Source organism: Streptomyces iranensis, from assembly GCF_017874715.1.
Lineage (GTDB): Bacteria > Actinomycetota > Actinomycetes > Streptomycetales > Streptomycetaceae > Streptomyces > Streptomyces iranensis.
Map to the genome: position 1 here is coordinate 94,347 of NZ_JAGGLR010000009.1, position 24,583 is coordinate 118,929.

26 protein-coding genes are annotated in these 24,583 nt (G+C 71.7%); 17 read left to right on the plus strand and 9 right to left on the minus strand.

Translation table 11 applies throughout. From position 1 onward, the window contains the following. Positions 1-102 precede the first annotated feature (102 nt). Genes J2Z30_RS17890 through J2Z30_RS51695 form a run of 3 tightly spaced genes read left to right on the plus strand, consistent with a single transcriptional unit; the run spans position 103 to position 2,423 of the window. Complete coding sequence (locus J2Z30_RS17890; RefSeq protein ID WP_044568094.1) at positions 103-474, plus strand: tautomerase family protein; 372 nt, start codon at positions 103-105, stop codon at positions 472-474. 25 nt (positions 475-499) lie between these two features. After that, the gene (locus tag J2Z30_RS17895) at positions 500-1,768 is read left to right on the plus strand and encodes an AMP-binding protein (protein WP_281062718.1); all 1,269 of its coding nucleotides are present in this window, start codon (positions 500-502) and stop codon (positions 1,766-1,768) included. Continuing rightward, positions 1,716-2,423, plus strand: coding sequence for an AMP-binding enzyme (locus J2Z30_RS51695; protein ID WP_345660840.1), 708 nt, complete (start codon positions 1,716-1,718; stop codon positions 2,421-2,423). The genes J2Z30_RS17895 and J2Z30_RS51695 overlap by 53 nt, the downstream gene beginning before the upstream one ends. Here J2Z30_RS51695 and J2Z30_RS17900 read toward each other — a convergent pair. From J2Z30_RS17900 to J2Z30_RS17915, 4 genes are all read right to left on the minus strand, one after another. Beyond that, complete coding sequence (locus J2Z30_RS17900) at positions 2,392-3,531, minus strand: asparaginase (RefSeq protein WP_044568095.1); 1,140 nt, start codon at positions 3,529-3,531, stop codon at positions 2,392-2,394. The two genes, J2Z30_RS51695 and J2Z30_RS17900, sit on opposite strands and share 32 nt — an antisense overlap. A 46-nt stretch (positions 3,532-3,577) precedes the next feature. Then, complete coding sequence (locus tag J2Z30_RS17905; protein WP_245388132.1) at positions 3,578-5,686, minus strand: SpoIIE family protein phosphatase; 2,109 nt, start codon at positions 5,684-5,686, stop codon at positions 3,578-3,580. 99 nt (positions 5,687-5,785) lie between these two features. After that, positions 5,786-6,640: a caspase family protein gene (locus J2Z30_RS17910; protein WP_044568096.1), complete on the minus strand. Its 855-nt coding sequence runs from the start codon at positions 6,638-6,640 to the stop codon at positions 5,786-5,788. Positions 6,641-6,783: 143 nt separating this feature from the next. Further along, positions 6,784-7,395, minus strand: coding sequence for a TetR/AcrR family transcriptional regulator (locus J2Z30_RS17915; RefSeq protein ID WP_044568098.1), 612 nt, complete (start codon positions 7,393-7,395; stop codon positions 6,784-6,786). 100 nt (positions 7,396-7,495) lie between these two features. On the opposite strand from J2Z30_RS17915, the gene J2Z30_RS17920 reads away from it, so the two are divergent. Then, the gene (locus J2Z30_RS17920) at positions 7,496-7,918 is read left to right on the plus strand and encodes a nuclear transport factor 2 family protein (RefSeq protein ID WP_044568100.1); all 423 of its coding nucleotides are present in this window, start codon (positions 7,496-7,498) and stop codon (positions 7,916-7,918) included. Beyond that, positions 7,911-8,783 carry an NmrA family NAD(P)-binding protein gene (locus J2Z30_RS17925; protein WP_044568102.1) on the plus strand — a complete coding sequence of 291 codons (873 nt, stop codon included), beginning with the start codon at positions 7,911-7,913 and terminating at the stop codon, positions 8,781-8,783. Before J2Z30_RS17920 ends, J2Z30_RS17925 begins: the two co-directional genes overlap by 8 nt. A 199-nt stretch (positions 8,784-8,982) precedes the next feature. Here the strand turns inward: J2Z30_RS17925 and J2Z30_RS17930 are convergent, their stop codons facing one another. Together J2Z30_RS17930 and J2Z30_RS49690 are read right to left on the minus strand one after the other, a co-directional pair. Continuing rightward, entirely contained in the window at positions 8,983-9,465 is a 483-nt protein-coding gene (locus J2Z30_RS17930; RefSeq protein ID WP_245388133.1) for a hypothetical protein, read from the minus strand. Between the two features lie 26 nt (positions 9,466-9,491). After that, the gene (locus tag J2Z30_RS49690) at positions 9,492-9,917 is read right to left on the minus strand and encodes an ATP-binding protein (protein WP_308279952.1); all 426 of its coding nucleotides are present in this window, start codon (positions 9,915-9,917) and stop codon (positions 9,492-9,494) included. A 574-nt stretch (positions 9,918-10,491) separates the two neighbouring features. Between J2Z30_RS49690 and J2Z30_RS17940 the strand changes: the two genes are divergently transcribed. Then, positions 10,492-11,307 (plus strand): SDR family NAD(P)-dependent oxidoreductase, encoded by an 816-nt coding sequence (locus J2Z30_RS17940; protein ID WP_044568105.1) that lies wholly within the window; start codon positions 10,492-10,494, stop codon positions 11,305-11,307. Positions 11,308-11,502: 195 nt separating this feature from the next. Here J2Z30_RS17940 and J2Z30_RS17945 read toward each other — a convergent pair whose 3' ends face one another. Beyond that, positions 11,503-12,864: an NsdA family TPR-like regulatory protein gene (locus J2Z30_RS17945; protein WP_044568106.1), complete on the minus strand. Its 1,362-nt coding sequence runs from the start codon at positions 12,862-12,864 to the stop codon at positions 11,503-11,505. Positions 12,865-13,183: 319 nt separating this feature from the next. Here J2Z30_RS17945 and J2Z30_RS17950 point away from each other — a divergent pair, with 319 nt between their 5' ends. From J2Z30_RS17950 to uppS, 5 genes are all read left to right on the plus strand, one after another. Beyond that, a complete protein-coding gene (locus J2Z30_RS17950; protein ID WP_044568107.1) occupies positions 13,184-14,050 on the plus strand; it encodes a Sco1979 family transcriptional regulator in 867 nt (288 codons plus the stop codon). 1 nt (position 14,051) lies between these two features. After that, entirely contained in the window at positions 14,052-14,291 is a 240-nt protein-coding gene (locus J2Z30_RS17955; protein ID WP_020866552.1) for a DUF397 domain-containing protein, read from the plus strand. Between the two features lie 204 nt (positions 14,292-14,495). Further along, complete coding sequence (locus tag J2Z30_RS17960; RefSeq protein ID WP_044568108.1) at positions 14,496-15,098, plus strand: hypothetical protein; 603 nt, start codon at positions 14,496-14,498, stop codon at positions 15,096-15,098. Positions 15,099-15,175: 77 nt separating this feature from the next. Continuing rightward, a complete protein-coding gene (locus J2Z30_RS17965) occupies positions 15,176-15,988 on the plus strand; it encodes an SAM-dependent methyltransferase (RefSeq protein ID WP_044568109.1) in 813 nt (270 codons plus the stop codon). Between the two features lie 104 nt (positions 15,989-16,092). After that, positions 16,093-16,911: a polyprenyl diphosphate synthase gene (uppS, locus tag J2Z30_RS17970; RefSeq protein ID WP_078956492.1), complete on the plus strand. Its 819-nt coding sequence runs from the start codon at positions 16,093-16,095 to the stop codon at positions 16,909-16,911. A 166-nt stretch (positions 16,912-17,077) separates the two neighbouring features. Here the strand turns inward: uppS and J2Z30_RS17975 are convergent, their stop codons facing one another. Further along, complete coding sequence (locus J2Z30_RS17975) at positions 17,078-18,304, minus strand: acyl-CoA dehydrogenase family protein (protein WP_044568110.1); 1,227 nt, start codon at positions 18,302-18,304, stop codon at positions 17,078-17,080. A gap of 193 nt (positions 18,305-18,497) precedes the next feature. Between J2Z30_RS17975 and J2Z30_RS17980 the strand changes: the two genes are divergently transcribed. After that, positions 18,498-19,154, plus strand: coding sequence for a TetR/AcrR family transcriptional regulator (locus J2Z30_RS17980; RefSeq protein ID WP_044568112.1), 657 nt, complete (start codon positions 18,498-18,500; stop codon positions 19,152-19,154). 97 nt (positions 19,155-19,251) lie between these two features. Here the strand turns inward: J2Z30_RS17980 and def are convergent, their stop codons facing one another. Then, the gene (gene def / locus J2Z30_RS17985) at positions 19,252-19,818 is read right to left on the minus strand and encodes a peptide deformylase (protein ID WP_209468729.1); all 567 of its coding nucleotides are present in this window, start codon (positions 19,816-19,818) and stop codon (positions 19,252-19,254) included. A gap of 190 nt (positions 19,819-20,008) precedes the next feature. Between def and J2Z30_RS17990 the strand changes: the two genes are divergently transcribed. From J2Z30_RS17990 to J2Z30_RS18010, 5 genes are all read left to right on the plus strand, one after another. Then, entirely contained in the window at positions 20,009-21,247 is a 1,239-nt protein-coding gene (locus J2Z30_RS17990; protein ID WP_044568115.1) for a Mur ligase family protein, read from the plus strand. A 24-nt stretch (positions 21,248-21,271) separates the two neighbouring features. Then, entirely contained in the window at positions 21,272-22,009 is a 738-nt protein-coding gene (locus tag J2Z30_RS17995; RefSeq protein ID WP_044568116.1) for a type 1 glutamine amidotransferase, read from the plus strand. A 177-nt stretch (positions 22,010-22,186) separates the two neighbouring features. Then, positions 22,187-23,212 (plus strand): 6-phosphofructokinase, encoded by a 1,026-nt coding sequence (locus tag J2Z30_RS18000; protein ID WP_044568117.1) that lies wholly within the window; start codon positions 22,187-22,189, stop codon positions 23,210-23,212. Positions 23,213-23,269: 57 nt separating this feature from the next. Next, positions 23,270-24,220 carry a cytochrome c oxidase assembly protein gene (locus tag J2Z30_RS18005; RefSeq protein ID WP_044568118.1) on the plus strand — a complete coding sequence of 317 codons (951 nt, stop codon included), beginning with the start codon at positions 23,270-23,272 and terminating at the stop codon, positions 24,218-24,220. 207 nt (positions 24,221-24,427) lie between these two features. Then, complete coding sequence (locus tag J2Z30_RS18010) at positions 24,428-24,583, plus strand: hypothetical protein (RefSeq protein ID WP_044568119.1); 156 nt, start codon at positions 24,428-24,430, stop codon at positions 24,581-24,583.

Consider the following 24,583-nt stretch of genomic DNA (forward strand, 5'->3'; position numbering starts at 1 on the left):
CACTCTGACGCACATCATGGCCACCTCGTAGAAGCGCGACGCACGTTCTTCGTTCAGGGTTCTCCGTACAGCACGTCACATCCCCTGGAACCGGAGGACCGGATGCCTGTCATCCAGTGCGAGAACCGAGCCGGGTTCGCCCCCGACGTCAAGGCGAAGCTGGCGGACGAGATCACCGCCGTCGTACGCGACGTCATCAAGTCGCCGATGGACCTCATCAGCGTGATCTTCCACGACCTGCCGCCGGAGAGCACCTACCGTTCGGGGGCGCCGACCGACGAGACGCTCATCTTCGCCCACATCCGCGCGGGCCGCAGCGACGAGGCCATCCAGAGCCTGCTGAAGAGCATCAGCGAGGCGTGGAGCCGGATCACCGGGGACTCCGAGGACAACATCGAACTGGCGGTACAGCAGTACCCCGCGAAGTTCACGATGCGCGGCGGCCGGCGCCTGCCGGAACCGCCCATCGTCTGACCCGCGGCAGAGCAGGAAAGGTGACATGCAAACCGAACACGTACCGTCCCGCCCGCATCAACCGGCCGGACCCTCGCATCCACCCCCGCCGTCCGGCATCGGCCGCTTCGCCGAGTGGGCAAGTGCCCGCGAGAACCGCGGCTTCGCCGACTACGACGAGCTGTGGCGCTGGTCGGTGGGGGACGTGGCCCGCTTCTGGGAGGCGGTGTGGGAGTACTACGGGATCCGGTCACACGCGCCCTATGAGAGCGTCCTGGTGTCCGCCGAGATGCCGGGCGCGTCCTGGTTCCCCGGCGCCCGGCTGAACTACGCCGAGCACGTCCTGGGGGACGAAGACGCCCCGGAGCGTGTCGCGATCATCGCCCGGTCCCAGACGGTCGGCCCCGTCGAGATGACCTTCGGCGAGCTGCGCGACGCCGTCGCCCGCGCCCGGACCGGACTGCGCCGCCTCGGTGTCGGACCGGGCGACCGGGTCGCGGCCTATCTGCCGAACATCCCGGAGACGGTGGTGGCCCTGCTCGCCACGGCCAGCCTGGGCGCGATCTGGACATCCTGCGCCCCGGAGTTCGGGACCCGTGGCATCGTCGACAGGTTCGCCCAGGTGGACCCGGAGGTTCTGCTGGTCGTGAGTGGCTACCACCATGGGACGAAGGCCATCGACCGGCGTCAGGAGGTCGCCAGGATCAGGGCCGGACTGCCGTCCGTCCGGCACGTCGTGCACGTGCCCTACGGCTCGGAGCCGCTGCCGGACACCATGGCCTGGGACGAACTGCTCGTCGACAGCGAGCCCTTGACGTTCGTCCCGGTCCCGTTCGACCACCCGCTGTGGATCCTGTTCTCCTCCGGCACCACCGGTCTGCCCAAGCCGATCGTGCACGGCCACGGCGGCATCCTGCTGGAACAGCTCAAGGTCCACGACCTCTCCTTCGACGTACGGCCCGGCGATCGGTTCCTGTGGTTCACCACCACGGCCTGGACCATGTGGAACACGCTCGTCTCCGCTCTGCTGCGGCGCGCCGCGATCGTCCTCTTCGACGGCAATCCGCTGTGGCCCGACCTCGGGGCGCAGTGGGAGCTGGTCCTGCCGCAAGGACGGCCTCCGGCCGGCCGAGCGGTTCGGCCTGTCCCGCCTGCGTCAGCTCGGCGTCACCGGTTCGCCCCTGCCCGTCGAGGGGTTCGACTGGATCCACGAACAGTTCGGCGACGCCGTCATGCCCAACTCGATCAGCGGTGGAACGGACGTGTGCGGCGCGTTCCTGGCGGGCAGCCCCTGGCAGGCCGTGGCGCCGGGTGAGCTCGCCGGCCGGTGCCTCGGCGTGGACGTCACCACGTTCGACCCGGCGGGCAACGAGATCGTGAACGAACCGGGTGAACTGGTCATCCGGCAGCCGATGCCGTCGATGCCGGTCAAGTTCTGGAACGACGAGGGAGACAAGCGCTACCGGTCGTCCTACTTCGACACCTACCCGGGTGTCTGGCGGCACGGCGACTGGGCGATCTTCAGTCCCGGCGGCGGGTGCGCGATCGCGGGCCGCTCCGACGCGACCCTGAACCGGGGCGGAGTCCGCCTCGGCACCAGCGAGTTCTACACCGTGGTCGAGAGCCTGCCGGAGATCGCGGACAGCATCGTCGTACACCTCGAGGACGCGGCGGGCGGACCCGGCGAACTCGTCGTCTTCGTCGTTCCGTCGCCCGGTGTGACGCTGGACCGCGCCCTTGAGGACAAGATCCGGGGCGAGCTGAAGGGCCAGCTCTCCCCCCGCCACATACCCGACCGCATCCTGGCCGTTCCCTCGGTGCCGCGAACGCTCACCGGGAAGAAACTCGAGGCGCCCGTGAAGCAGATCCTCCGCGGACGCCCCGCGGATGAGCTCGTGAACCCGGATGCCCTGAAGGACCCCGACAGCCTCACCGCCTTCACCGACCTGGCGGTGACGTTCGGGCGGTGAACTGACCGGTGCCCAGGGTGTGGAACCAGGTCTGGATCCGGTGCTCGTTGTGGGTGGTGGCCAGCGAGAGGAGCAGCAGCAGCCGGGCCTTCTGCGGGGTGAGGTCCTGGGCGCCGATGACGCCGCGCACATCGGGGTCGTAGACCGCGCCGGAGCCGGTGCGGGAGGCGGAGACCATGACCACCCCGTTCTTGGCGGCGTCGTCCCGGGCCTCGGTCATGGCCGGGGAGAGTCCGCCCGCCCCGGTGCCCGCCGTGACGATCCCGGCCGCCCCGGCGTCGGCGAACGCCTTGATGGCCTGGGGCCCGGCGCCCTGGTAGCTGTAGGCGATGTCGACCTTCGGCAGCGGCCGCCGGGCTATCCGGTCGAGGTCGAACGGGGTCTTCCAGCCGGGCTTGCCGCACTGCTCGACCCGGGCGGGCGCGCGGTTGACGCGGATGTGGTTCTGGTCGATAACGCCGAGCTCTCCGCTGCTGCCGCTGCTGAAGGCGTTCAGCCGCAGGGTGTCGGACTTGCGCACCTCGCGGGCGGCGTGGATCTGGTCGTTGAGCATCACCACGGTGCCGAAGCAGCTGGTCCGGCCGCTGCCGGCGAGGTGGATGGCGTTGTAGAGGTTGGCCGGGGCGTCGGAGCCGATCACCGTCCAGGGCCGCATGGCGCCGGTGAGCACCACGGGCTTGTCGCTGCGGACGGTCAGGTCCAGCCAGTACGCGAACTCCTCCATGGTGTCGGTGCCGGTGGTGACCACGACCCCGTCGTTGAACTTCAGGGCGTGGTCGACGGCGGCGGTGAGCCGGCGGTACTCGGGGATCGTGTAGTTGTTGGAGTCCTTGTTGCCGAACTGCTGGGTGGTCACGTCGGCGAGCCGGTTCACCTCGGGTCGGAGGTCGTTCACCAGCCGGGACACCGGGAGCTTGCCCGCCTGGTAGTCGTCGAAGGACACCTTGGTCCTGCTGACGCCCGCGATGGTGCCCCCGGTGCCGATGACGGCGACCTTGGGGGTGGGCCTGGGGATCGGCTCCGCGGCACCGGCGAGGGAGGCCGTGGTCCCCAGGGCGAGGGCCACCAGAGTGATCAATACGCCGGAGCGGCGGGCGAGCTGAGCCATGCGGACGTCATCTCATCGACGGAGTGCGTGACGGGTCGGCCCTTCTTCAGCCACTCTCCACGGTAACCACGGACTTCTCCGGCAGGCGAGGGCGGCGCAGCCGGGCCAGCAGCAGGGCCACGTCGTCGTCCGGCGCCCCGTGCAGCGCGGCCAGCACCTGGTCGCAGATCCGCTCCAGCGGGCCCTGGTGGCGGCGCAGCAGCTGGACCAGGGTGTGCAGCCCCACGTCGAGGGACTGGTGGCGCTTCTCCACCAGGCCGTCGGTGAACAGGGCCAGCAGCGCCCCCTCGGCCAGTTCCCGCTCCACCGAGGCGAAGGGGACGCCGCCGACGCCGAGCGGGGCGCCGGTGGGGATGTCGATGAGTTCGGCGTCGCCGCCGGGATGCACCAGCACCGGCGGCAGATGGCCGGCGGTGGACATCTCGCACCGCCCGGTGCGCGGGTCGCAGACCGCGTAGAGACACGTGGCGATGGACTCCCCCAGGCTCGGCGTGAGCTCGTCGAGATGGCACAGCACCTTGGCCGGGGGCAGCCCGAGCCGGGAGAAGGCCCGGGTGGCGGTGCGCAGCTGGCCCATGATCGCCGCGGCGTGGATGCCCTTGCCCATCACATCGCCGACCACCAGCCCGACCTTGCCGTCCGGGAGTGGCAGCACATCGAACCAGTCGCCCCCGGCGGCGCTGACCGCGGGCAGGTACCGGGAGGCGATCTCCAGGCCGTCCAGGTCGCGCGGCTGCTGGGAGAGCAGGCTGCGCTGGAGGGTGAGCGCGGCGTCGCGTTCGCGGGCGTAGAGCCGGGCGTTGTCGATGCACAGGGCGGCGCGGATGGCCAGTTCGCAGGCGAGGGTGAGGTCCTCCTCGTCGAACGGCCTGGGGTTGATGGTGCGGTGCAGGCTGAGGGTGCCGAGCACACTGCCGCGGGCGATCAGCGGGGCGGCGATGTACGAGTGCACTCCCTCGCGCAGCAGCACCCTGGCTGCGTCGTCGTCCCGGGCGATCCGCCGTACGTCCTTCTCGGTCACGTGCGGCACCAGCAGCGGCCGGGCCTCGCGGACGCACTGGGTGATCAGCCGGGTGGGTTCGTAGCGGGCGATCTCCCCGACCGGGTCCGCCGCGTGGACGGCGTCGGTGGGGTACCCGGCGGCGACGGCGAGCGCCCGGAAGCGGGCGGAGCCGTCGGTCCACACCCGGGGCGTGGCCTCGCGGTGCACCACGGAGTCCAGGACGTCGACGGCCGCGAGGTCGGCGAGCCGGGGCACGGTCACATCGGCGAGTTCCTGGGCGGTCTGGCGCAGGTCCAGCGTGGTGCCGATGCGGACGCTCGCGTCGGCGATCATGGCCAGCCGCTCCCGCGCCTCGGCGATCTCGCTGGTCTCCCGGTGGCGCCGGGAGATGTCCATGATGGAGACGGCGATGCCCAGGATCCGGCCGCTGGGGTCCTCCAGCCGGTAGTACGACTCCGACCAGGCGTGGTCATGGTCGGGGTCGGCGGGGGTCCGGCCGACGCTCTGCTGGTCCAGCAGTGGCTCACCGGACTCCAGCACCTGCCGCATCGCGCCCTCTATGGCCTCGACGTCGAGCCCCGGCAGCACCTCCCCGAGGCGGCGGCCGCGCACCTGGGACTCGGTGATCGAGTTCATCTGCTGGAGGGCCGGGTTGGCGAGCAGCCAGCGCAGCTCGGTGTCGAACACCGCGAGCCCCACGGGCGACTGTCTGATCAGGAAGCCGGAGACGGCCAGGTCGGTCTCCAGCCCCCGTACGGTCCCCTCGTCGGCGGCCAGGCCGAGGGCGTAGCCCTCGCCGTGGGCGTCGCGCAGGCCCATGGTGCGGAACTCCACCTCGAGGGTGGAGCCGTCCGGGCGGCGGACCGGGAAGACACCGGCCCAGGTGTCGCCCGCCCGTACCCGTGCGAAGAGCTCCACGGCCGCCCGGCGGTCCTTCGGGTGGACCAGCAGCTTGTCCGCGCGGCGCCCCAGCGCCTCGGCCGCCCGGTAACCGAACAGCTGTTCAGCCTCGGGGCTCCAGAGGGCGATCCGCCCCTCGACGTCCAGGGCCACGGCGGCGACCCGCAGCAGGTCGAGCACCCCTCCCGGGCCGGTCGCCATGCTGCTGATAGCCGCCTCTTCCTCCTGGTCCACACGGTCATGCGTCGTCATACCGGCACCTCACCGGCTCGCCGTGCCCTCCTACTGTCATACCTCGCCCGGCTGGCCGCCGCATACGGATATGACATGGGCACGGTCTCAGATCCCGGTTCAGATGGTGAAGGGCCGCTGCCGGGCGAAAGCGGAGTTCAGCGCACCCGCCTGGAAGAGGTTGGGCGTCTGGTCGGGCGGCATCCGCTTGACGATCTCCCGGTGCAGCCCGCGGTAGCTGCCCGCGAAGCCACCGCCCCGCCAGACCTCCAGCAGGGTACCGGTGAAGAGCCCGTTGACGATCCCATCGGCCGAGGTCTGGTTGTCCTGGCAGCCGGAGATCTGCAGCACACTGGCGTCGATCCTGGCGAGGTCCTTGGCGGTACGGGTGTTCTGGATCCGGTCGTAGGCGTCGCGGTCGCGCCGGTAGACGGCGGCCTGCACCGACTGGGGCATGGCCCGGATCCTGCGGCCGACCTCCCGGGGGTCGGCGGTGCTGAAGCGCCGGTCGAGCTCCTGGGAGCTGAGCATCTCGGGCAGCCGCCGGGCCACGGTGCCGCTGTGGCAGCTGTCGGAGAGCAGCCAGATCCGCACCCCCCTGGCGAACTTCCCGAACAGCTCGAAGAGCTCGTCGTCGACCAGCTGACGGTCGTACAGCACCCACGTCTCGTCGAGACGGTCGCCGGTCTCGTCGTGGTTGAGGTCGGGCACCTGACCACCGTGGCCCGAGTAGGTGAGGAAGAGGATGTCCCCCTCGGCCAGCCGCCCGGCCGCGGCCTCCAGGGTGGCGGTGACCGTCTCCGCGGTGGCGGCCGGGCTCAGCAGCGGGCCGGTCACATCGAACCCCGCGGCGTCGGCCAGCCCGGCCATGTCCACGGCGTCCTGCTCACAGGCGCCCAGCTCACCGCTCCAGCCGTCGTACGCCGCGGGGTCGACCTGGTTGAGTCCGATATGGACGGAGAGGCCGATGGACATGGGGGCTCCTTGGGTCGAGGACGTGCGGCGGCTCACCATCGCTCGTCACTAAGCGATGATGCGGGGCCGCGACCCGCCATGCCCTGTTCTCCGGCCCCATCCGGAGGAGGCACCCCGCACGCACTCGGCGGACGCCGCAGCCGTCAGGCCCGGCGCGGCCGGGCGTCCAGGGCCCGCAGCGCCATATCGGCGGCGCGCTCGAAGTAGCCGGGCTCCAGGGGCGCGCCACGGGCCGAGACCCGCCAGTAGACCAGCCCGCCGAGCAGGTCGAGCGCCAGCTCGCGGTCGAGGTCCGGCGGCAGCTCACCGCGCCCGGCCGCCCGGTCCAGCGCATCGGTCATCCGGGCGCGCCGCGGCTCGCCGATACAGCGGGCCAGGGCCTGGCTCAGCTCCTCGTCGCGCTGCGCCTCGGCGATCAGGTCCGGCAGGATGCGGGAGAACCGCGGATGGGTCAGCCAGTCGGCCACCGCGCGCAGCCCGGCCAGCACATCGCCGCGCAGGGATCCGGTGTCGGGCAGCTCCACCAGGGCGATGCTCAGCTCGGACACGACCGCGATGACCATCCGCTGCTTCGACGGCCACCGCCGGTACAGGGCGCTCTTGCCCACCCCGGCCCGTTTGGCCACCGCCTCCATCGACAACCGGCCGTAGCCCTGCTCGGCGAGCTCGTCGAGGACGGCTTCGGAGATGGCCGCGGTCTTGTCCGCGCGCAGGGTGGCGGCGCCGCTCGGAGGGCGCCGGGTGGGCTCCGGCATGACCCCGAGGTTAGCAGATGGACAGGACGGTACCGTCTCGTCCTATGCTGTACGGACGGGACGGTACCGTCCCGTCCTGCTGATTGAGGAGAGGTACGTCATGGACGACCGCGTCAAGGTGTTCGAGCGGGCGAAGGAGCTGCTGCTCGGCCACGACATGATGGGGTTCGCGGATCTGTGGGCCGTCGACGGCACCATCGAGTTCCCCTTCGCCCCGCCCGGTCGGCCGCGCCTGCTGGAGGGGCGTGAGGCCGTGCGCGAATACGTGCGGGACTACACCGACCACATCGATCTGCGCGCCGTCGCGCACGAGGTCGTCCATCTCACCGAGGACCCCGGCGTGCTGATCGTGGAGTTCTCGATGGACGCCGTCGCCGTCGGAACCGGCCGCCCGCTCCGCCCCGGATACGTCGCCGTCATCACCGTCCGCGACGGCGAGATCGCCTCGTACCGTGACTACTGGAATCCGCTGATGCTCGACGAGACGAGCTTCGGTTCCGAGGAGGGCCGGACCCATGGCTGAACCCACCGTTCTGGTCCTCGGCGCCACCGGGAACACCGGCTCCAAGGTGCTGCGGATGGTGCGCGCGGAGGGCGCGCGGGCGCTGGCCGCCACCCGGCGGCCCGAGGCCGCGGCCGCGGCGGGCGTGGCCGGCGCCGTACGGTTCGACTGGCACGACCCCGACGGTCACGCGGCGGCGCTGCGCGGCGTGGACCGGCTCTATCTCGTCGCGCCCCTGGGGGTGGCCGAGCCGCTGCCGGTGGTGGAGCCGTTCCTGAAGACGGCGGTCGCCCAGGGCGTACGGCGGGCGGTGCTGCTGAGCTCGTCCGCGGTCGACGAGGCGGACACCGGCCTCGGCGCGCTGCACACGCTGGTGCGGCGGACCGTGCCCGAGTGGGCGGTGCTGCGGCCCTCGTGGTTCATGCAGAACTTCACCGGTGACCATCCGGCGGCCCAGGCCGTCCGCGGCGACGGCGAGATCGTCACCGCGACGGGGGACGGCAGGGTGGCCTTCGTGGACGCGGCGGACATCGCCGCCGTCGCCACCCGGGCCCTGCTGGACGACCGTCCGCACAACACGGACCACGTCATCACCGGTCCGGAGGCGCTCGGTTACCCGGAGGCGGCGCGCATCGTGGCGGAGGTCTCCGGGCGGCCGGTCCGCCATGTCGCGGTGGAGACCGGGGAGTTGGTCGAGAGGCTGGGGGCGACAGGGCTGCCGCCGGAGTACGCCGCGTTCCTCGCCGGGCTGGACGAGGACATCCGGCACGGCGCGGAGGACCGTACGACGGACACCGTCGAGCGGGTCACCGGGCGCGCTCCCCGCTCCTTCCGCGCCTTCGCCGAGGCACACCGCGCGGCGTTCGCCCCGGAGTCCGCCGCCTGAGCGGCCTCGTTGAGGTCCGGAGCGGTTCGGTCGCGCCCCGAAGGGGCGCGGGGCCGTGTCGACGTGCGGCTCAGTCGCGGCTGTGTCGACGTGCGCCTCCGCCGCGGCAGTGTCGATGTGCGCCTCCGCCGCGTGGGCGACCAGCCACGGCGCGGCCGCGGATGAACGACCGCACCTCGCGCCACTTCCCGCGGAGCGCTCAGCGGAACAGCACACCCGGGAGGCCGGGGCGGTCGATGGCCTCCTGGAGGGCGGCGCGCAGGGTGCGGCTGTCGGTGAGGGGGCCGCCGGGCCGGATCAGCCAGACATGGCCCTGCCGTACGCAGCCGGGCCTGGGGCAGCGCAGCACCCGGCCCGGCCCCGCCGCGGCCACCGTACGGCGGCGGGCGTAGACCGTCCCGGCCAGCCAGACCTTCCACTCGGCCGCGGATCCGGGCGGCACGAGGAAGGAGAGCACATGGCTGGCGGTGGCCAGCATCACCGGCCCCGCCGCGTCGCGCCGCTGCAGCGCCTGGATCACCGCGGTGCCGATGTCGTCGCACATCCGCACCAGGTCGAAGACCGGGCCCACCGGCAGATCGGCGAGGCCGGTGCCGCTGGCCCACTGGAGCCGCACCCGCCCGGGGTCGTCGCTCGCGGCCAGCAGCCATTCGGCCGCGTCGGTCTCCACGGTGACCCGCATCCGGCGCTCCCCCCGCGCCCCCGCGTTCATGAGGTGGCCACCAGCGGCAGGGTGAACCACACCTTCTTCCCCCGGACTCCGGGATCGGGCGGCTCGGTGCCCCAGTCGGCCGCCAGGTCATCGACGATGGCCAGCCCCCGCCCGGACTCCTCGGTGGGCTCCGGCCTGCGGGCGACCGGGACCACGGGCGAGCCGTCGGCCACCTCCACCCGCAGCTCACGGCCGAAGCGTTCCAGCGAGACGGTGATGGTGACGGTGTCGGCGGGGCCGGAGCTGCCGTGCTCCACGGCGTTGGCGAACAGTTCGTTGGTGGCGAGGACGACATGGTCCACGATCGCGCCGAGCCGCCAGTCGCGCAGATGCCCGGCGACCATCCGGCGCACCGCGGCGGCGCGGTCGGGCAGGGCGGGGAACTCCGCCCGGAAGAGCCGGCGGGTGTCCAGCGGGATCACCGGCCTCTCCCCTCCGGGGCAGGGGACGGGGATCGCCGCGCCGGCCGGGCCGTCGACCGGCGCGGGTCTCGGCGCGGCGGCCCGCCCGGTAACCGGATCGGTTCGCGGGCGGTCCGCGGAGACCGCGACGCCACGGCTCGGGCCCATCGTCTCCCCCTCCTCATCGGCCGACGCCGGCCGGTGCGACAGTCCTGGACAGGATCGGCTCACGGTGTCGGTCCTCACGGTCCTCATCGGTCTGTGGACTCTGGTGGCATACGGGCACATGGGGTGATTGATGTTCGGGTGAGCGGGTAAGCGCATTCTGGCGACCGACGGCGTGGCATCTGAGCTGGTGACAGGTGGTGCGCACGCCCCACCCGACCCGCCTGGACCAGCTGCCACGGACGGAGACGGCCCGGTCGCGGTGAGTGCCGGTTACCGGCATGGTTCCTCCTTCGAAGGCAGCGCAAAGCGCCATCGGTCGCCGTTCATGTAGACAAACGGTTGGACCGGCCGGTGGGCGAGAGGGCATGGGGGTTGTCCGGTTGTACGGGCGTAGTGGTTCGGGCTGTACGGTCCGGACGTGGCAAGCGTGAGCGGGGGCCGCGAGGGGCGGCCCGGCCCGGGGGAACGGTCCGGTGTGGACGGCAAACGCGTCCTGGTGACCGGGGGCTCCCGGGGGCTGGGTGAACAGATCGTACGGCTCCTGGCCGCCGGCGGGGCGCGGTTGGCCACGTGCGCGCGGACCCCGGAGCATCTGCGGTCCCTCACGGCGTCCCTGAGCGCCGAGGGGCACGGGGAGCCGTTCACCAGTGCGCTGGACGTCACCGCGCCGGAGCTGCTGGAGCGGTTCGTGGAGGCGGCGGGGATACGTTTCAGCGGTCTTGACGGCGTGGTGGCCTGCGCCGGTGGCGCTCGCGGCCGCGGCGTCGAGGAAGCCGATTCCCAGGACTGGTCGCTGACCTGGGAGATGAACGTCGGTCATACGGCCCGGCTGGTGAAGGCCGCGGTGCCGCATCTGCGCCGGGCGGGCGGCGGCTCCGTGGTGGTGATCGCCTCCATCTCCGGCTGGAAGCCGGGGCCGCAGGCGCAGTACGGGGCGGCCAAGGCCGCCCAGATCCATCTGGCGGCCTCACTCGCCCGCGAGCTGGGCCCGGACGGGATCCGGGTGAACGCCGTCTCACCGGGGTCCATGCTGATCCCGGGGAAGCGATGGGACCGGATGCGCACCGAAGAGCCCGAGGCCTACGCCCGGTTCACGGCCGAGCTGCCACGCGGTGAACTGGTCACCCCGCGGGAGGTCGCCCAGGTCGTGGCGTTCCTGCTCTCGGACGCCTCGAGCGGGGTCTCCGGTGCGCATCTGCCCGTGGACCGAGCCCAGAACGCCCCCACGCCGGGAGGCTATTGAGAGCCTGTGCCATATCCCCGGCCGGGCGTGCGACGCCTGGCACGCACGCTGATCCGACCGGGGATATGACACAGGCTCTGCCCCCCGGCGCTCCCCCGAGCGGAGGCGCTCCGGACACGCCACCGGCCGCCCACGTGGAGCGGCCGGAGACTTCACCCAAGGCACCGGCGGGGCGAGGCCCCGAGGCCGGATACCTCAGGCGGCCACGCCGAGCACGGTCCGGGAGCGCTGCTCGAACTCCCTGACCATGGGCTCTCCGCGGTGCGGCCGCAGCCGGGTGCGGAAGTCGCGCAGCGCCTGAATCGAGCGCTCGCTGTGCACCCCGCTGAGCGTGTCGAGTGCCTCGCCCGCGGTGCCCACGGCCTCGTCCAGCCGGCTCTGCTGGAGATAGGCCGTGGCCAGCACGGATCTGCTGATGGCCTGGCGCCGGCGCCGCTCGGCGTTGGCGCGCACGGATTCGGCGGCGGCGTGCTCGGCGTCCGTGGCATTGCCCAGGTCGCGGAAGCACAGCGCCGCCTCGGCGGCCAGATAGTGGTGGTCGAGGAAGCGCACCCAGGGCGACTCCTGCTCGGGACCCTGGCTGGCCTCCAGCTGGGCGTCGGCCGCGCGCAGCGACTTGGACGCCTCCCGGGGCTGGTCCAGTGCGGCGTAGCCACGGGCGGCCATGGCGTGCAACCGCATCAGCCCGAGCGGGCTTCCGGCGTGCTTGGCGGTGGCGACACCGACCCGGGCCAACTCGACCCCCGCCTCGGGCTGGCCCAGGTTGGTCGCCAGATGGGACAGGCCGGCCAGGATCTGACCGCCCAGGACCCGGTCGCCGCCCTCGGCGCACAGCCGCAGCGCCTGGGTCATATAGCGCTGGGCCAAGCCGTATTCGGCGTTGTCATAGCTGCTCCAGCCGGCCATCGCGGCCAGCTTGGCGGCGGCGGTGAACAGCTGGCGCCGCTCCTGCGGTGGCGCGCCGCGCTGCTGGAGCATGGGGACGACCTCGGTCGACAGATAGAGCACGATGCTGGCGCGGACCTGGCCGCCGCCGAAGCGATTGTCCATCTCGTCGAACATGTTGATCGCCGCGTGGACCTGTTCGACGCGGCCGCCTTCGGCCGCGGGTGCGAGCCGGGCGGTGTCCTGGTTCTCGACCAGCCACAGCAGCCATTCGCGCTGTGGGGTCACCAGCGCGCCGGCGACGAAGGGCACCGCACCCAGCAGGCTGCGGCGGGATATGTCGGTGGAGCCGAGTTCGGCGAGCGTGTGCAAGGTTTCGCTTACGTCCTCCCGGTAGGCCAGCGCCCGAGCCACGACCGGGCGCTGTCGGTCGGAGATGAACCCCAGCTCGGCGGGGCCCAGGGGCCTGCCGAGCCGGTGGGAGAGCACGGCGGCGATCAGCTCCGGCGTGGTGCCGCGCGGCTGTCCGCCTTGCAGCCAGCGGGTGACGGACGCCTTGTCGTAGTTCGACTCGCGCCCCTGCCTACGGCCCAGTTCATTGACCCGCAGGGCCAATGAGGCGTAGGAGCACCCGGATTCCTTCAGAGCGGCGGCCAACGCGCCGTTGGCCATGGCGCCTTGGCGCCCGCTTACCGGCTGTGCGTGATGCGTCACCGTGACCGTCCCTGTTTCGAGCCACGGCGGTCTGCGGGATCCCCGTCGCTCGCCGCCCACCGGTCAGCCGGGAGCCTCAACGACGTTGTGGACATAGGTGGTTGGGAGCCCTCGCCATGGAGGGTGAGATGGGTCACGTGCTCACTATGAGTGGTGATGCCGTCACCCCGCAACCTTCGTTCTGATAATTTCAAAGCGCTCCGCTCGCTCTGTCTGTGTCATCCATCGCGTGGCACACTGTGCAGGCATATGACAGCCATTCCTACGGGAGGCGGACGTGAGCGAGGCACGGCCGGCCGGCGCCGCCCCCACCGTTTTGCGGAGAGTCCTGGGCAAGCGTCTGCGGCATCTGCGCGAGCGGGCGAAGGTGTCGTTCGAGGAAGCCGCGAAGGCCATCGAGGTCACCCCGTTGACCGTGCGCAGGATGGAAAAGGCGGAAGTCGGCCTCAAGATCCCGTATCTGAAGGAGCTGCTGCGGAACTACGGCGTCCGCGGCCCGGAGATGGAGGATTTCCTCGCTCTGGCACGCGAGGCCAACCAGCCGGGCTGGTGGCATCAGTTCCGCGATGTGCTTCCGGACTGGTTCAGTGTTTACGTAAGCCTCGAAAGTGAGGCCACCGTCATTCGCGCGTACGAGCCCCACTACGTCCCCGGGCTGCTCCAAACCGAGGACTACGCGCGAGCGGTACTACGCATGGGCTTCCCGAGTGACACCGAGGAGGAGTTGGAGCGCCGGATCGCCCTTCGGGTCAAGCGCCAGAGCCTGCTCACCAAGTCGGACGCGCCGACCATCTGGGCCATCCTCGACGAAACAGTGCTGCACCGCCCGGTCGGCGGCTCGCGGGTGATGCGCGACCAGATCGACCACCTCATCGACACCTTGGACATCCCCAAGGTCAGGCTGCAGATCATGCGGTTCGCGGCGGGGCCGCACCCCGGGGCCTTCGGCCCCTTCCACTACTTCCGCTTCGGATTCTCCGAACTGCCGGACGTCGTCTACACCGAGAGCCTCACCGGGGCGGTCTATGTGGACAAGCCGGCCGAAGTCGTCGCCTATCTCGAGGTCCTGGACCGGATGGCGGTCCAGGCCGAGCCGATCGGCGACAGCAGCACCATCCTGGCCGAACTGCGTAAGGAGCACTGAGATGCATGACCCCGTCTACACCGGAATGCCGGCCACGGACCTGGGCACTGAGGGCTGGGAGAAACCCTGGAGCGGGTCCAACGGCGGCACCTGCATCGAGGCCAAGCGACTGCCGGACGGGCGGATCGCGCTGCGCCAGTCCACCGACCCGGCCGGGCCCGCGCTGATCTACACCCGCTCGGAGGTGGCGTCCTTCCTGGAGGCGGCGAAGGCCGGCGAAGCGGACTTCCTCATCTCCTAGAGCGGGCCGTCATCTCCTAGAGCGGGCCGTCCACGGCCCGTTCCCCGGAAATCCCCGAAAACCACTACGCCCGCACAACCGCACAACCCCGCACCGCACTCCCGTCCCCGCCGTCCCGCCACGCACACTGAAGACGCCGTGGCGGGCGGCGGTGTCGTCCCCCTTGCAGATGTGCAGAGCCCATGGGACCGACAGGATGCCGTAATGAACCTCGACCACGCGGTGACACAGCACCGCACCCTGATCGTCGAGGGCTGCGACGGAGTCGGCAGGGACGCGCTGCTGACCGGTCTCGCCCGCCTGCACGGCTACACCGTCACCCGCGCCTCCCGCGACCTGCCCCATGTCGACCCGGTCCGGCCGTACCGCGAACTCCTCCAGCACGACGGCGCCCTCGCGGTCGACGCCGGGCTGGTCGGCGAGCTCGTCTACGGGCCGCTGCGCCGTGGCCACTCCCGGGTGACGTGGATTCAGGCGTTCGACTTCGCCGAGGCGGTGGCGGAGCGCGACGGCGCCTTCGTCCATGTGACCGCTCCGGTGTACGTGCTGGAGGACCGGCTGGCCGCGCGCGGCGCCTCGGCGGCGGCCCTCGCGGAGATCGACGCCGCGGTCACGGGCTATGACCACGCCTTTTCCACTCTCGCCGAGCACGCCCCGGTCCTCACCGTCGAGGAGCGGCCGGCCTCCGGCGGCGGCCCGGACCCGGATCCGGGCCACGGCGAGGCGGCGCCGGAGTCCCCGGTGGTCTCGTTCGCCCGGCCCTTCCCGCGCATCCGTTCCCCCGTGCCGTTCGCCGAGCAGAGCTGAACTCCCGGGCACCGGCCCTAAGTTGGTGTCCCGCGAATCGCATCCGCATCGCATCCGCACGGCAGGAGACTGGCGCTATGACAGACGGCTCGTCCACCCCCGACCAGCAGGCCCTCACCAAGATCGACACCACGGTGCCGCATTCGGCCCGGATCTGGAACTACTGGATGGGCGGCAAGGACAACTACGAGGTCGACCGGATCGCCGGTGACGAGTACCGGGAGGTCGCCCCGAACATCGCGACCATGGCCCGCGCCTCGCGCGCGTATCTCATCCGCACCGTCACCCATGTGGCGGGCGAATGCGGAATCCGGCAGTTCCTGGACATCGGCACCGGGCTGCCCACCTACGACAACACCCACCAGGTGGCCCAGCGGGTGGCGCCCCAGGCCCGCATCGTCTACGTGGACAACGACCCCCTGGTGCTCCGGCACGCCCAGGCGCTGCTCACCAGCACCCGCGAGGGGGTGACCGACTACATCGACGCCGATCTGCACGAGCCCGAGCGGATCCTGGAGGCCGCGTCGAAGACGCTCGACTTCGACCGGCCCATCGCCCTGATGCTGATGGGCATCCTCGGTCACATCCAGAACTACGAGGAGTCGGTGTCGATCGTGCGGCGGCTCCAGGCCGCCTTACCGGCCGGCAGCTACTTCGTGCACTACGACAGCACCGACACCGACCAGGCGCTCAAGCAGGCCCAGCAGGGCTACGACGACACCGGCGCCGTGCCGTACGTGCTGCGCAGCGTCGAGCAGATCAGCCGCTTCTACGAGGGCCTGGAGCTGATCGAGCCCGGTATCGTGTCGTGTCCGCTGTGGCGCCCGGCCCCCTCCGAGACGGACATCGAGACCACCGATGTCCACGGGGGCGTGGCGCGCAAGCCGTGACGGCGGTGACGACCAAACGAATGGTTCGGCCACCGGGGAGGTAACCCCCGCCCCCGTCGCGTCGTCAGACACGGCGCCGGGAAGCGAGGCGGAGGGACGCACGGGTGTTCGAGGTCGGGGCCTGGAGAGTGCCCTCCTTCAAGCGGCTGCTCCAGGCGTCGGTCGCCGGGGCCCCCGCCGTCGTACGACAGCGCCGCGGCCCCCACGACGAGGCGCCGGGGCGGCCGCGGCACCTGGCCATCATCATGGACGGCAACGGCCGCTGGGCCGCCCTGCGCGGCCTCTCCCGCACCCGCGGCCACCAGGCGGGGGTGCTCGCGCTGCCGCGGGTGGTGGACACGGCCCTGGAGGAGGGCATCGAACACCTGTCGCTGTTCTTCTTCTCCACCGAGAACTGGAACCGGCCGCGCGGCGAGGTGGCCGCCCTGATGCGGCTCACCGCCCAGCTGGCGGATGTCTTCCGCGGCTACGGCGAGCGGGGGGTGCGGCTGCGCTGGCTGGGCTCGGAGGCCCGGCTCCCCCGGGCCACGCTGGCCGCGCTCCGCCGCGCGGAGGACGACACCCGCGACAACAGCGCCATGACGCTGGCCTTCTGCTTCAACCACGGCGGCCGGGAGGAGATCGCCCGCGCGGCCACCTCGCTGGCCCGCGCCTCGGCGGACGGCGCGCTGGACCCCGGGCTCATCGACGAGGCGCTGTTCACCCGCCATCTGCCGCACGCCGATCTGCCGGACATCGACATGCTGGTGCGCACCTCCGGGGAGCAGCGCATCTCCAACTTCATGCTCTGGCGGGCGGCCTACGCGGAGCTCTTCTTCGTGGACACCCTGTGGCCCGACTTCACCGGTGAGGAGCTCCGCACGCTGCTGGCCGCGTTCGCGACCCGGAAACGGCGCTTCGGCGCGGGCGTCGGCCCCGTCTGACGCGCCCGCCGCTCCTAAACGGGTCAGAGGAAGTCCGCTACGGTTCGGGCAGCGCCCCGAAGGGGCGCGGGGCTGTGTCGATGTGCGGCTCCGCCGCGCGGGCGCGACCAGCCACGACGGCGCCGCAGTCGGCCGACGACGCATCACGACACTTCCAGCGGAGCGTTTAGCGGATCTGAACGCCGGAGAGGGTGCGGGCGATGACCAGGCGCTGGATCTCGCTGGTGCCCTCGAAGATGGTGTAGATGGCGGCGTCGCGGTGCATCCGCTCGACCGGGTACTCGCGGGTGAAGCCGTTGCCGCCGAGGATCTGCACCGCCTGGGCGGTGACCTGCTTGGCGGTCTCACTGGCGAACAGCTTGGACATGGAGCCCTCGGCCGATTCGAAGGGCCGGCCGCTCACGGCCATCCACGACGCGCGCCACACCATCAGCCGCGCGGCGTCGATCCGGGTGCGCATGTCGGCGAGCTGGAAGGCGACGCCCTGGTTGTCGATGATGGGGCGGCCGAACTGCTGCCGGGTCTTGGCGTAGTCGAGCGCGACCTCGTACGCGGCGCGGGCGGTGCCGACCGCCATGGCGCCGACGGCCGGGCGGGACGCCTCGAAGGTTGCCATGGCGGCGTTCTTCAGCCGCTCCCCGCCCGACTTGGCCCGCTCCCGGGCGCGTGCGAGGCGTTCGTCCAGCTTCTCCTTGCCCCCGAGCAGGCAGCTGCCGGGCACCCGCACCTGGTCGAGGACCACTTCGGCGGTGTGCGAGGCGCGGATGCCGTGCTTCTTGAACTTCTGGCCCTGGGAGAGACCGGGGGTGCCGGGCGGGATGATGAACGAGGCGTGGCCCTTGGAGCCGAGGTCGGGGTCGACGACCGCGACCACCACATGGACGCCTGCGATACCGCCGTTGGTGGCCCAGGTCTTGGTGCCGTTCAGCACCCATTCGTCCTTGGCCTCGTCGTAGCCGGCGCGGGTGCGCATCGAGCCGACGTCGGAGCCCGCGTCGGGCTCGGAGGAGCAGAAGGCGGCGACCTTCACATCGTCGGCGTCGCCGTACATCTGCGGGATCCAGGTGCCGATCTGCTCCTCGGTGCCGTTGGCGAGGACGCCGACGGCGGCGAGGCCGGTGCCGACGATGGACAGGGCGATGCCCGCGTCGCCCCAGAACAGCTCCTCCATGGTCATGGGGATGCCGAGGCCCGTGGGGTCGAAGTACTGCTGGGCGTAGAAGTCCAGGGAGTACAGGCCGATCTTGGCGGCCTCCTGGATAATCGGCCAGGGGGTCTCCTCGCGCTCGTCCCATTCGGCGGCGGCCGGGCGCATGACGTCCGCGGCGAAGCCGTGGATCCAGTCGCGCACCGCCTTCTGATCGTCGTCGAGCTCGAACGAGAACTCCGCCATGACCCCTCCACGTGCTTATTACCTGCGGTAACGGCAGTCTGTTACCGCCCAGTAGGCGATGTCAACTCCCCCGGGCACGCGGGCCCCGCTCCCCCCTCGGGTGTTACGTTGCGCTTCAGCGCGGAGCGCGATCGCGCGGGGAAGCGCGGGTGCGTAGGACGCGAGTACGACATCGGGGGCGGGGAGGCAACGCATGCGGACCGGGACCAGCCAGCGGGACGACCAGCGGCAGACGGCCCAGCAGAGGCGCAAGGAGCTGCTGGAGGCCGCGGACCGGGTGGTGCTGCGCGACGGACCAGAGGCCTCGATGAACGCCATCGCCGCCGAAGCGGGCATCACCAAGCCCATTCTGTACCGCCACTTCGGCGACAAGGGCGGGCTGTACCGCGCCCTCGCCAAGCGCCACACCGACGCCCTGCTCGCCTCGCTGCGCGCGGCCCTGGACGCGCCCGCCGACGACCGCAGGCAGCGCGTGGAGGCCACGCTGGACACCTATCTGGCCGCGATCGAGGCCAGGCCCCAGGTGTACCGCTTCCTGATGCACCCGGCCGACCACGGCCAGCAGGAGCCGGAGCAGAGCTTCGACGTCGGCCACCACTCCGCCCCGCTGCTGCGCCGGCTCGGCGAGGAGCTGGCCACGGTGATCGCCGAACGGGTGGAGCTGGGCCCCGGCGGCGACGAGGTGGCCCGGGTCTGGGGCCACGGGATCGTGGGCATGATGCACGCGGCCGGTGACTGGTGGCTGCGCGACCGGCCCTGCGCACGCGGCCAGTTGGTGCACCATCTCACCGATCTGCTGTGGGGGCGGCTGTCGCTGGCGGACGACCGGGGCGGCGCACCGGGCTTCTGAGGCCCCGGCAGCTTCCTGGCTCCCGGCACCTGACGATGTGCGACGCCGCGGGAAGGCGCCGGGAGGCCGCGCGGTCCGCCGGACACCCCGCGGGCCCCTACGCCTCCACAGCCTCGGCGCCGCCGGTCGGCGCCCAGGGGGCGCGGCGGATCGCCCGCAGCGCCCTGCGCCGCCGCAGCCCGGTCAGCTGGTCGATGAACAGCCCGCCGTCCAGATGGTCGCACTCGTGCTGAAGGCAGCGCGCGAAGAAGCCCGTGCCCTCGATCCGCACCGGCTCCCCGGTCATCGTCACGCCCTCGATCACCACGTGGTCGTAGCGCGGGGTGCCCGCCTCGAGACCCGGCAGCGACAGACAGCCCTCCGGCCCGCGCACCGTCACCCCGTCGGCCGCGACCGGCCGGGGGTTGACGACATGCCCCAGATGGCGGTGGTCCTCGTCGTCCGGGCAGTCGAAGACGAAGACCCGCAGCCCCACACCGATCTGATTGGCCGCGAGGCCCACCCCGTGGGCCGCGTACATCGTGGCGTACAAGTCCTCGATCAGCAGCGCGAGCTCGGCGTCGAACGCGGTGACCTCCTCGCACGGCGCGCGCAGCGCCGGATCGCCGAGGAGCCGCAGGGGCCGCACCGCACCGCGGCTGCCCGGGATCACGCCATGTCGCATGGCAGCCAAGCTTACGGCGCGGCGAGGTGGGCCTCACCGCGCACGGACGGAATTCGGGACAGCCGCCGGATCTCGATAGGCTGCTCTCCGACCGTGGCCTCCCGGCCGGCGACGCGGCGCGGAGGGGGCATACCACCGGCGCCTCGGGGGGCAGAAGCGGCGCCGGTATGCGAGGAGGATCGAGAAGACGATGGCAGGCAACTCGGAGCCGCTGTCACCGCGGGCCAAGCTGGCCGTGACGGCGGGCAGGGCCGCGGCGGCGGTGTCGAAGGCCGCGGGCCGCGGCAGCGGATCGGTGATCGGCGGCAAGGTGGCCCTGCGCCTCGACCCCGATCTGCTCAGCAGGCTGGCGCAGCACCTGGACGTCATCCTGGTGTCGGCGACCAACGGCAAGACCACGACCACCCGGCTCATCGCCGAGGCGCTGCGGGCGGCCGGCCCGGTCGTCTCCAACGCGCTGGGCGCCAATATGCCGGCCGGTATCACCTCCGCCCTGGCGGGCGGCTCCGATGCCCGCTACGGCGTCATCGAGGTCGACGAGAAGTACCTCGCCGGTGTGGCGCGCGACACCGAGCCCAAGGCCATCGCGCTCCTCAACCTCTCCCGTGACCAGCTCGACCGCGCCGCCGAGACCCGGATGCTCGCCGAGAAGTGGCGCGAGGGCCTGACCGGCAGCAAGGCGGTCGTGATCGCCAACGCGGACGACCCGCTGATCGTCTGGGCCGCCTCCTCCAGCCCCAATGTGGTGTGGGTCGCGGCCGGGCAGGAGTGGAAGGACGACGCCTGGTCCTGCCCGTCCTGCGGCGGTGTGCTGCAGCGTCCGGGCGACGACTGGGTCTGCGGGGAGTGCGGCTTCCGCCGCCCGGTGCCCAGCTGGGCGCTGAACGGCGACTACGTCCTCGACCCGCACGGCGCCGCCTGGCCCATCCAGCTCCAGCTCCCCGGCCGCGCGAACAAGGCCAACGCGGCCACCTCGGCCGCCGTCGCCGCCACCTTCGGGGTGCCCCCGCAGGTCGCGCTGGAGCGGATGTACCAGGTCCAGGCCGTGGCCGGCCGGTATGACGTGGTCACCTTCCAGGAGCGCCAGCTGCGGCTGCTGCTGGCGAAGAACCCGGCCGGCTGGCTGGAGACCTTCTCGCTGATCGACCCGCCGCCCACCCCGGTGATCCTCTCGGTGAACGCGCGCGGCGCCGACGGCACCGACACCTCCTGGCTGTGGGACGTGGACTACACCCGGCTGGCCGGGCACCCGATCTGCGTGATCGGCGACCGCAAGCTGGACCTCGCGGTGCGCCTGGAGGTCGCCGGGCTGGACTTCCGGGTCTGCGCGGACGCGGACGAGGCGGTACGGATCTCCCCGCCCGGCCGCATCGAGGTGATCGCCAACTACACCGCGTTCCAGGACCTGCGCCGCCGGGTCGGCAACTGACCCCCCCGTACGAGAGGCACGAAGATGCGTAGCACGAGCCAGAACGGCCTGCGTCTGGTGTGGGTCTACCCCGACCTGCTGAGCACGTACGGCGACCAGGGCAACGTCCTGGTGGTGGAGCGCCGGGCGCGGCAGCGCGGGCTGGAGGTCTCCCGCCTGGACGTCCGCTCCGACCAGCAGATCCCCACCTCCGGGGACGTCTATCTGATCGGCGGTGGCGAGGACCGCCCGCAGCGGCTGGCCGCCGAGCGGCTGATGCGGGACGGGGGGCTGAACCGGGCGGTGGCCAATGGGGCGATCGTCTTCTCGGTGTGCGCCGGGTACCAGATCCTCGGCCATGAGTTCGTCAACGACCTCGGACAGCGCCAGCAGGGCCTGGGGCTGCTGGACGTGGTCAGCACCCGCGGCGAGGGCGCCCGGTGCGTCGGGGACGTGCTGGCCGACATCGACGAGCGATTGGCGCTGCCCCCGCTGACCGGCTTCGAGAACCACCAGGGCGTCACCCACCTGGGCCCGACCGCCCGCCCCTTCGCCCGGGTCCGGTTCGGCAACGGAAACGGCGCCGGGGACGGTTTCGAGGGCGCGTACAGCGACACCGTCTTCGGGACGTACATGCACGGCCCGGTGATGGCCCGCAACCCGCACATCGCGGACCACCTGCTGAAGCTGGCCCTCGATGTGAACGCGCTGCCGCCGGTCAACGACCAGTGGTACGAGGCGCTGCGCAACGAGCGGATCGCGGCGGCGACCCAGCCCGCCTGAGCCGCCTCCCGCTCGCCCGAGCGCAGCTCAGGCACCGTTCGAGCGCAGGGTGACCGCATGTCGGACATCAGGCCGCAGGCCGCGCCCCCGCCGCCCGCCCGCTTGTAGGGTGGCGGGGTCCCGCCGGACGACGCGGTCCGGCCGTCGGCCCCCATCTCAGACAGAGGTATGCGTGCCATGCGCATTGGTGTGCTCACGTCCGGCGGCGACTGCCCCGGCCTGAACGCGGTCATCAGGTCAGTCGTCCACCGCGCCACCGTCGACCACGGCGATGAGGTGATCGGCTTCCAGGACGGCTGGAAGGGCCTGCTGGAGTGCGACTACCGCAAGCTGGACCTGGACGCCGTGAGCGGCATCCTGGCCCTCGGCGGCACCATCCTCGGCTCCACCCGGGTGCGCCCCGAGCATCTGCGGGACGGCGTGGAGCGGGCCAAGGGGCATGTGGCGGAGCTCGGCCTGGACGCGGTCATCCCCATCGGCGGGGAGGGCACTCTGAAGGCCGCCCGGCTGCTCTCGGACGCCGGGCTGCCGATCGTCGGCGTGCCCAAGACCATCGACAACGACATCGCCTCGACCGATGTGACCTTCGGCTTCGACACCGCGGTCGGGGTCGCCACCGAGGCCCTGGACCGGCTCAAGACCACCGCGGAGTCCCATCAGCGGGTGCTGATCGTCGAGGTCATGGGGCGGCACACCGGCTGGATCGCGCTGCACTCGGGCATGGCCGCGGGCGCCCACGCCATCGTCGTCCCGGAGCGCCCGTTCGACATCGAGGAGCTGGCCAGGACGGTCGGGGCGCGGTTCGAGGCGGGCAAGAAGTTCGCGATCGTGGTGGTGGCGGAGGGTGCCAAGCCGCGCGAGGGCACGATGGACTACGAGGCCGGCGGCAAGGACGTCTACGGCCACGAGCGCTTCGCGGGCATCGCCCGCCACCTCTCCGCGGAGCTGGAGCGGCGGCTCGGCAAGGAGGCGCGGGCGGTCATCCTGGGCCATGTGCAGCGCGGTGGCACCCCGACGGCGTACGACAGGGTGCTGGCCACCCGCTTCGGCTGGCACGCGGTCGAGGCGGCCCACCGCGGCGAATTCGGCACGATCACCGCGCTGCGCGGCACGGACATCACCCTGGTGCCGCTCGCGTCGGCCGTGGAGCGGCTGAAGACGGTCCCGGCCGAGCGGTACGCCGAGGCCGAGTGCGTGCTGTGATCGATGCGGTTCTAGGCTGGTGCGAGCACATTTCGTGCGCACTGGGAGGTGTACCGGATGGATCACGGCGGGCACGGCATGATGATGGATCTGCCGCCGTTCACGCTGTCGCGCGGGCTGGAGTTCGGCGGCGATCCGTTCTTCCTGGTCGGCTGTGTGCTGGCGCTCGGTCTTTACGGCTGGGGCGTCGCGCGGCTGCGGCGGCGCGGCGACGCCTGGCCGGTGGGGCGCGTGGTCTCCTTCGTACTCGGGGTGCTGACCATCGCGGTCGCGATGTGCACCAAGCTGAACGACTACGGCATGGTCATGTTCAGCGTCCATATGGTGCAGCACATGATCATCAGCATGGTCTCGCCGATCCTGCTGCTGCTGGGCGCGCCGGTCACGCTGACCCTGCGGGCCCTCCCGGCGGCCGGGCGCGGCCGCAAGGGGCCCCGGGAGCTGCTGGTCGCGCTGTTGCACAGCCGCTATATGCGGATCATCACCCACCCGGCGTTCACCATCCCGCTGTTCATCGCGAGCCTGTACGCGCTGTACTTCACCCCGCTCTTCGACTTCCTGATGGAGAGCAAGGCCGGGCATATCGCGATGATGGTCCACTTCCTCGCGGTGGGCCTGGTCTTCTTCTGGCCGATCATGGGCGTGGACCCGGGTCCGCACCGGCCCGGCTATGTGATGCGGATGCTGGAGCTGTTCTCGGGCATGCCGTTCCACGCGTTCTTCGGCATCGCGCTGATGATGGCGTCCGAGCCCATGGTCGGCACGTACAGGCATCCGCCCGCCTCGCTGGGCATCGACGCGCTGTCGGACCAGACCTGGGCGGGCGGTATCGCCTGGGCCTTCAGCGAGATCCCGTCGGTGATCGTGCTGGTGGCGCTGGTCTACCAGTGGTACAAGTCCGAGCAGCGCCAGGCGCGGCGTATCGACCGCACCGCGGACCGGGACGGCGACCAGGAGCTCGCGGCGTACAACGCGTATCTGGCCTCGCTCCAGTCCCGGAGCCAGTGACCTCGCTCCAGTCCCGGAGCCGCTGAGTCCGGTCCCGGCAGCCTGCCAGGAGGGGCCCGCCGGGCCTTGCCGCCTACGGCGGGGAGCGGAAAGACCCGCCGGACACCCCGTAGCGGTCGGGGCCCGGACCGCGAGACCATGGACCCGGGCCCTGGGTGGCCCGGGTCCTGGCGAAGGGGCGTCGGGACCGCCGTGAGGAGGTCGGGGATGCCCGGTTCCGCGAAGGCGATGACGGTGGCCACGGTAGGGGGCCTGGTGCTGGTGACGGCCTACACCGTGGCCCTGGGGAGCAACGGCTGGCTCTGGTTCAGCTGGGTGGTGCTCGGACTGCTGACCGTGGGGGTCGTGGTGGCCCGGAGCTGA